Raw genomic sequence first — 7,059 nt, 5'->3', positions numbered from 1 at the left:
GCCCGCTCCCGCCGGGCGGCGCTTCTGCGGGCCCGGGAGCAGCGGCGCCGGAGCCGACGGGCCGCCCGGGTCACGGCGGCATTCCCGGCCGTTCACGCGAGCACGGAACCGGGAGCGGATCTCGAGCGTGTGACCGGATTACTGTTATCGTCCCCGCCGCACAGCGTCTCCCGAGTGTGGGAAGTGACGGAACAGGATCCCGGAAGAGTGAGCACAGCATGGGCGAGGCACGCGAGACGGCGTTGATCAAGGCGGCCCAGAAGGGGGACCCGCAGGCGCAGGACGCACTCGTCGCGTCGTATCTGCCGCTCGTCTACAACATCGTGGGCCGCGCGCTCAACGGTCACACCGATGTCGACGACGTGGTTCAGGAGAGTGTGCTGCGCATGCTCCACGGCCTGCCGACGCTCCGCTCCCCGAAGAGCTTCCGGTCCTGGTTCGTGGCCATCACGATGAACGAGATACGCGGGCACTGGCGTCAGCGCAGGACCGGGGACATATCCGCGGACCCCATGGGGGACGCCTATGACGTCGTCGATCCGGCCGCCGACTTCGTCGAGCTGACGATAGTCCGGCTGGGCCTGACGGGACAGCGCCGCGAGGCAGCGGAAGCCACTCGATGGCTGGACGACGAAGACCGGGAACTGGTGTCGCTCTGGTGGCTGGAGACGGCCGGCGAGCTGACCCGGGCCGAGGTCGCCGACGCCCTCGACCTATCCCCCCAGCACACCGCCGTACGCGTGCAGCGGATGAAGGAGCGGCTCGAAGCCGCCCGGGTCGTGGTCCGCGCCCTGACTGCCGAACCACGCTGCGTCCTTCTCGAGGACCTGACGGCCCGGTGGGACGGCATTCCCTCCGCCCTCTGGCGCAAGCGCCTGGCCCGCCACGCACGTGAGTGCACGGTGTGCGCTGGGCACCGGTCGGGCCTGGTTCCGGCGGAGGGTCTGCTGGTCGGACTCGCGCTGGTGCCCGTGGCGGCGTCCGTCGCCGGTCCCACGGCCGACATCCTTCCCACCGCCTTCCTGCCCGTGGCGGGGGCCACCGCACTGTCGGGCCCCGGACGTGCCGAGCGGCGCAGGGACGGAGCGCGGCGCCGACGGCGCACCACCGTCGTCGCGGGGCTGATGGCAGTCAGCGTGCTCGGGGCGGGCGGGGCGGCCGTCCACCTCTACACGGACGACGACGGTGAGGGACCCGCGACAGCCGTGTCCCCTCTCCGAGGCCCGTCCGATGCGGCCACCGCCCTGGAATCCCCTTCGGCGTCACCCTCGCCGTCGCCCTCGTCGGCCTCACCGTCGCCATCGCCCTCCGCGAAGCCGTCCCCGTCCAGGAGCCGCAGCGCCTCGCCGACACCGCGGAAGGTACCTAAACCGCGTACGCCCTCCTCCGCGCCGGCGACCGCACCGAAGCCGCGCCCGGCCGCCCCGTCGGCTGCGGACGAGGTCATCGCGCTGGTCAACTCCGAGCGTGCCGATGCTGGTTGCTCGCCGGTGAGCAGCAACAGCAAGCTCACGACCGCCGCGTCCCGGCACTCGGCCGACATGGTGGCGCGGGACTACTTCTCCCACACGTCCCCGGACGGAACGGACCCGGGCGCCCGTATCACCGCCGCCGGGTACCGGTGGAGTACGTACGGCGAGAACATCGCGAAGGGGCAGCAGACTCCGGAGTCGGTGATGGAGGCCTGGATGAACAGCGAAGGGCACCGGGCCAACATCCTCAACTGCGCCTTCAAGGAGATCGGCATCGGCAGAGAGGACTCGTCCGGGGGCCCGGTCTGGACGCAGAATTTCGGCGCCGCACTCTGACGCTCCGTATGCGCCCGGCCGGCCGTCACATGGCGGAAACGTGCAGGTAGCACCTCCTCCACCCGAGGGATCTACGCTGGGTGGGTGCCCAGGCCGAAGGCGTCCACCGGCCGTACCCCGTCTTCCCCTCGCACTCAGGAGACCGGTTGCCCGCCTTCTCCCCCCTCCGCCGCCCTCTGCCCCCGTGGCTCGCTCACGTGATGCGGACCCAACGCGGACCCGTCCCGTGGTGCGCGGTGGTGCGCGGGGCGCCGGCCGCCCTGCCGTTGCTCGTAGCGGTACTCGTCGAGCGGCCCACCGCAGGCATCCCGGCGGCACTCGGCGCCATGCTGGCGGGCGTCAACGACCGTCCCGGCAGCCGTCGGGCATCGGTTGCCCGGCTGGGATTCCCCGCTGTGGCGGGCTCGGCAGGCCTGCTGCTGGGCGCCATGATCGCGGCTGCGGCGGGGGGCGGCAGATCCCTGGTCGTCCTGCCGCTGGCGTTCGGGCTCCTGGGTCTGGTCGCGGGAGCGTTCAGCTCGACGGGGCCCGTCGCGTCGGCATGCGGAACTCAGGTGCTGGTCACGGCGGTGATCGGGGCGGGCATGCCGCTGCCGGAGCCGGGCCCTGTGCGCGCGCTGCTGTTCCTGGCCGGGGCCGGCTGGCTCCTCCTGCTCCGGCTGCTTCTGCCGTCGCCGGGCTGTCTGCGCAACGGGCCGTACCACCTCGACGGTGAACGGAAAGCCGTCGCTGCGGTGTACGAGGCAGCGGCCAGGCTCCTGCGGGCGGTCGGCGAGCCGGGGGCCCTCGCCGAGCGCGCAGCGCTGAGCGCCGCATTTGATCAGGCTCAGGACGCGCTGGCAGGGCCCCGGCTGCGGCGTGGTGCGGGCTCGGCCGCCGAGCGGCGGCTGCACGCCCGGTACGCGGCGGCGTTTCCCCTGGCCGAGGCCGCGACCGCGCTGGCCTGGGCCGGGGCTGAGCTGCCTGCCCGGATCGCGGAGGGCCCTCGCAGGCTGGCAGCCGCCGTGCGCACCGGCAGGCCGTGCGGGCCACTCCCGGCACCGGCGCGGACGGACGCGGGGCTGCGCGCTCTGGACGATGCCGTGCTCCGAGCCGCCATGGTCTTCGACCACCCGGCCGGTACGCCGTCGAACCCACCGGGGAGGCGCTCCTTCTCCGCCGTCGCGGGGCGGGCGTGGAGCGATGCGGGCCGGGAGTACGGCCTGAGGGTCGCGGTGTGCTGTGCGACGAGCACCGTCGTCGCGCAGTTGCTGCACCACCAGCACTGGTACTGGCTGCCCGCCACCACCGTGTTCCTCGTCAAGCCCGATCTGGGGCCCCTGGCCTCCCGCGTGATGTCCCGCGCCGCGGGTACGGTCGCGGGCGCGGCGGTGTTCGGCCTGCTCGCACACCTGGTGTCGGGGCCGCTCCCCCTGGTCGCGGTGGTGGCGCTCTGCGGCGCCATGCTTCCCGTGGCGACCTCGCCATTTCGCGCTGCAGACAGCGGTCGTCACCGTGCTCGTGCTCGCCCTGGTCCTGCTGGGCGGGGAACCGGCCGCCGGCTGGGGGCGTGTCGTGGAGTCCCTTCTGGCCTGCGGGACCGTGCTGCTGGTCGGGCATCTCCCGCTTCCGGGAAGCCGTGGCCACTCTGTACGGGCCGCGCTCGACACGGCGGCGGACGCGGCGCACCGCTAATCTCGTGCATGTGCTGAACTCGCCCCAGGAGCAGCGCGAGAAGGGGGACCTGCGCCGCGACGCCTACCGCTCGCTGGCGGCCGCACGTACGACCATCGACCTGTCGGCGGCGGAGTTCCCGGCGGTGGCACGGCATTGGGCCGGGTCCGAAAGCGTGGCGGAAGCCCTGGAGCGCCTGATGGACACGACAACGGCCTGTGCGGTGCAGTTGCACCACCCGGCGGCGGAACTGCCGCCTTCGCACGCGGAACTGCTGGTACTCCGGCTGTCCGAACTCGACCGGGCGCGGGCGCTTCCCGCACGGTGACCGCCTGGCCCCGTGGTCCTAGGATGCGGCGCATGATCGCTGAACTGCAGTGCGTGGTGCTGGACTGCCCCGACCCGGCCCTGCTGGCCGGTTTCTACGCGGAGTTGCTCGGCGGGGTGGCGGACCGGCCCGACAAGCGGTGGGCCCTGGGCGAGGACTGGGCGACGGTCCACACCCCGACCGGATTCGTCCTCTGCTTCCAGCGGGTGCGGGACCACCGGCCCCCGCAGTGGCCGGATCCCGCCCGACCGCAGCAGTTCCACCTGGACTTCGGTGTCCCCGACCTGGACCGCGCGGAGGAACTCGTCCTCGGTCTCGGGGCGACACTGCTCGACCGGGGACCGGATTCCCGCGGCTGGCGGATCTTCGCCGATCCGGCAGGACATCCGTTCTGCCTGCTGCGCCACTGGCCTCGGGCGCCCGTTGCGGATACGGGCGCCCGACCAGCGATGTCAGCGGCTGATGACGGTCAGCGCGGCGCAGGTACCACTCACCGCGCCGACGATGAGGACGGACAGGGCCACGCAGCGGGCCCTGAGCCGGTCGTATCGCGCGGTGTACTCGCCCCGGAGTTCGACGGCGCGGCCGGCGATCCTCGTGAGCGTGTCCCGGCAGACCGCCACCCTGTCCGAGACGTAGACGCGCTCGACGTCCTCACGCTGTGCGGTGGTGAGCCAGGGCAGTGCGTCGGTGAAGCGGCGGGCCTGTCGGCGGGCCTCGTCGACCTCGGCGTTCCAGAGGAGATAGCCCTCCACCTGGGCCAGGCCGCGAGCACTCTCCTTGTCGGGTTTCACACCGTCCTCCTCTCCGCGGGCCGGAGCCCCGGTCTCTATTCCTGCTTGTCCCCGGGAGCGACCGTGACGGACTCGGAGGGCAGGTTCGTCACATCCTCGATGGCCCGGATCCCCGGGTAGTGCAGGTCGAACGCCGGTGATTCGGACCGGATCCGCGGCAGTGTCAGGAAGTTGTGGCGCGGAGGCGGGCAGGACGTGGCCCATTCGAGGGAGCGGCCGAAGCCCCAGGGGTCGTCGACCTCTACCTGCTTGCCGTACCTGGCCGTCTTCCACACGTTGTAGAGGAAGGGCAGCATCGACAGGCCCAGTACGAAGGAGGCGATCGTGGAGACCGTGTTCAGGGCGGTGAAGCCGTCGACGGCGAGGTAGTCGGCGTAGCGACGAGGCATACCCTCCGCGCCGAGCCAGTGCTGCACCAGGAAGGTGCCGTGGAATCCCAGGAACAGCGTCCAGAAGGTCATCTTGCCCAGCCGCTCGTCCAGCATCTTGCCGGTGAACTTGGGCCACCAGAAGTGGAAGCCGGCGAACATCGCAAAGACCACGGTGCCGAAGACGACGTAATGGAAGTGCGCCACCACGAAGTAGGAGTCCGACACGTGGAAATCCATCGGGGGCGAGGCGAGGAGGACGCCGGTCAGACCACCGAAGAGGAAGGTCACGAGGAAGCCGACCGACCAGAGCATCGGCGTTTCGAAGGACAAGGACCCCTTCCACATCGTGCCGATCCAGTTGAAGAACTTCACCCCTGTCGGCACTGCGATCAGGAACGACATGAACGAGAAGAATGGCAACAGCACCCCGCCGGTGACGTACATGTGGTGGGCCCACACCGTCACGGAGAGACCGGCGATGGCGATCGTCGCACTGATGAGGCCGACGTAACCGAAAATCGGCTTCCGACTGAAGACCGGAATGATCTCGGAAACGACCCCGAAGAACGGCAGGGCGATGATGTAGACCTCCGGGTGGCCGAAGAACCAGAAGAGGTGCTGCCAGAGCAATGCGCCGCCGTTCGCGGCATCGAATACATGGGCGCCGAATTTGCGGTCGACTTCGAGAGCGAGAAGTGCGGCGGCCAGAACCGGGAAGGCCAGCAGGACCAGAACACCGGTCAGCAGGACGTTCCACGTGAAGATCGGCATGCGGAACATCGTCATGCCGGGGGCGCGCATGCAGATGATCGTGGTGATGAAGTTGACCGACCCGAGGATCGTGCCGAACCCGGAGAAGGCCAGGCCCATGATCCACAGATCCGCTCCGACCCCGGGCGAGCGGACGGAGTCGGTGAGCGGGGAGTAGGCGAACCAGCCGAAGTCGGCAGCGCCCTGCGGGGTGAGGAAGCCGGACATCACGATGAGCGAGCCGAAGAGGTACAGCCAGTACGCGAACATGTTCAGCCGCGGGAACGCCACATCAGGGGCGCCGATCTGCAGCGGCATGATCCAGTTCGCGAATCCGGCGAAGAGCGGCGTCGCGAAGATCAGCAGCATGATCGTGCCGTGAATCGTGAACGCCTGGTTGTACTGCTCGTTCGACACGATCTGGGTACCCGGCCGGGCAAGCTCGGCCCGCATCACCAGGGCCAGCACACCGCCGACGAGGAAGAACGCGAACGACGTGATCAGGTAGAGCGTGCCGATCGTCTTGTGGTCGGTGGTCGTCAGCCACCGGATGACCACGTTCCCCGGCTGCCGACCCCGCACAGGAAGTTCGTCCTGGTAGGCGGCATCGGCTTCCAGCGATGCTGAGGGGCCCCTCGTCGTCACTGCGGCACTCCTTCGGTCGACGGCCGATTGCTGACTCGGCGACCAGGATGGACTCCCCGCGGCGACGGCGCAGGTCATCTCCGTGCGCACTGCACCAGTGGCTGGCAAAGGACACTCCACTGGCCGACAGCCACGGTGCCGTTGTTGACGCGCTCGCGCCCTCAGACCTCCGCCCAGGCGCGCATCGCCTCCTGTGAGCGGAAGTCGGCCACGTTCCTGTCCAGCGGGCGGTCGGTGTACTGGTGGATACGCCAGTCGGCCTCGACACGCGGTTCACCGGCCGTGCCGTAGTCGGCGATCCAGAGCCCGTCACCCGCGTAGGAGCTCGTGTCGTGGGTACGCCAGAAGGATCGGTTGCAGTACAGCAGGACGCGGTGGTGCGGCTTCAGCCTTTTCACTCGCGGATGAAACGGTCCTTGTCCGCGCTGCTCGCGCGAGTACCCTCGCCCGTCTGCTCCCAGTCGACCGCGAGGAGGTCGCCGGCCTTGTCCGGTGCCCCCTGGACGAAATGCGCGGCCTGCTCCTTCGCGTGTCCGGGCCACAGGAAATGATAGAAACCGATAATGCAATCGGCGTCCCTGGCACGCTTCACCGGTTCCTTCAGTCTCGGATTGACGGGTCTTCGAATTTGATGGGGGTGCGGCGGTGACGGGCGGGCTCGCCGGTCACGCTGTGTGAGGTAGCTCGGGTGGTGGTACCCCGGACGCAAG

General features: G+C 69.9%; 3 protein-coding genes and 3 pseudogenes. 3 read left to right on the top strand and 3 right to left on the bottom strand.

The window, feature by feature from the left end; translation table 11 throughout:
- The first annotated feature begins 218 nt into the window (after positions 1-218).
- The 3 genes and pseudogenes from ACFU5K_RS30780 to ACFU5K_RS30770 form a co-directional block, all read left to right on the top strand.
- Positions 219-1,808 carry a sigma-70 family RNA polymerase sigma factor gene (locus ACFU5K_RS30780; RefSeq protein WP_384067703.1) on the top strand — a complete coding sequence of 530 codons (1,590 nt, stop codon included), beginning with the start codon at positions 219-221 and terminating at the stop codon, positions 1,806-1,808.
- Positions 1,809-2,008: 200 nt separating this feature from the next.
- Positions 2,009-3,789, top strand: a pseudogene (locus tag ACFU5K_RS30775) (FUSC family protein).
- Between the two features lie 32 nt (positions 3,790-3,821).
- A pseudogene (locus ACFU5K_RS30770) lies at positions 3,822-4,196 on the top strand (VOC family protein); the annotation flags it as partial.
- Positions 4,197-4,241: 45 nt separating this feature from the next.
- Here the strand turns inward: ACFU5K_RS30770 and ACFU5K_RS30765 are convergent.
- The 3 genes and pseudogenes from ACFU5K_RS30765 to ACFU5K_RS30755 all read right to left on the bottom strand — a co-directional run.
- Positions 4,242-4,583, bottom strand: a complete 342-nt coding sequence (locus tag ACFU5K_RS30765; protein WP_384067701.1) for a hypothetical protein — start codon at positions 4,581-4,583, stop codon at positions 4,242-4,244.
- A gap of 35 nt (positions 4,584-4,618) precedes the next feature.
- Positions 4,619-6,349, bottom strand: a complete 1,731-nt coding sequence (gene ctaD / locus ACFU5K_RS30760; protein ID WP_384067698.1) for a cytochrome c oxidase subunit I — start codon at positions 6,347-6,349, stop codon at positions 4,619-4,621.
- A gap of 161 nt (positions 6,350-6,510) precedes the next feature.
- Positions 6,511-6,974 (bottom strand): annotated as a pseudogene (locus ACFU5K_RS30755) (GH25 family lysozyme); the annotation flags it as partial.
- Between the last annotated feature and the right edge of the window lie 85 nt (positions 6,975-7,059).

The organism is Streptomyces sp. NPDC057428 (genome assembly GCF_042803195.1).
Lineage (GTDB): Bacteria > Actinomycetota > Actinomycetes > Streptomycetales > Streptomycetaceae > Streptomyces.
Note: the sequence above shows the minus strand (reverse complement) of the source record. Positions and strands in the feature narration are given on the sequence as shown.